Origin of the sequence: Pseudoalteromonas sp. 31A1, from assembly GCF_011378815.1 — a bacterium.
GTDB lineage: Bacteria > Pseudomonadota > Gammaproteobacteria > Enterobacterales > Alteromonadaceae > Pseudoalteromonas > Pseudoalteromonas arctica.
Window position 1 is genome coordinate 1 of the sequence record NZ_WTKY01000075.1, and the last position, 625, is coordinate 625.

A 625-nucleotide genomic window follows, 5' to 3' on the forward strand; every position below is an offset into this window, starting at 1 on the left:
TGATGATTCCGTTAAACACGTTTTCAATAAATCTGCTCAATCAATGTATAAGCAACAGTCATTCGAAACATGGAATGGCTTGAATCTATTAGCTGTTGACGGTGTTGTGTGGCGAACAGCCGACACGCCTGATAATCGTAAAGCCTTCTCTTCTGGTAGCAACCAATACGGTGATACAGCCTTTCCTCAAATACGCATGGTCTGTCATATGGAATTGACCAGCCATCAACTGCTCAGTAGCGAGTTTGATAACTATAAAACCAACGAGATGAAATTAGCTGAGCGTTTAATTGAACGTACACCAGATAATTCACTGACTATGTTTGATAAAGGATATTATTCTTTAGGCCTGTTAAATCGTTGGCACCAAACTGGGAAGATGAGGCACTGGCTGATACCAGCAAGGCCCGACTTACAGTATGAAATCATCTCCAGCGCGGGTAAAAATGACCATATCATTGAATTGAAAACAACAAAGCATGCACAAAAAAACTTTCCCGATGTTCCTGAAACGATTAAAGCGAGATTAATCAGTAAAACAATAAAGGGCAAAAGCTACCGTATATTAACCTCGATGACGGATAGATTGCGTTATCCAGGTAATGAAATTGTTGAATTATATTGT

The 625-nt window shown here is 39.5% G+C and carries 1 protein-coding gene; it reads left to right on the forward strand.

From position 1 onward, the window contains the following. The coding region (locus GQR52_RS20385) for an IS4 family transposase (protein WP_165729619.1) at positions 1-625 on the forward strand (625 nt) is incomplete at both ends.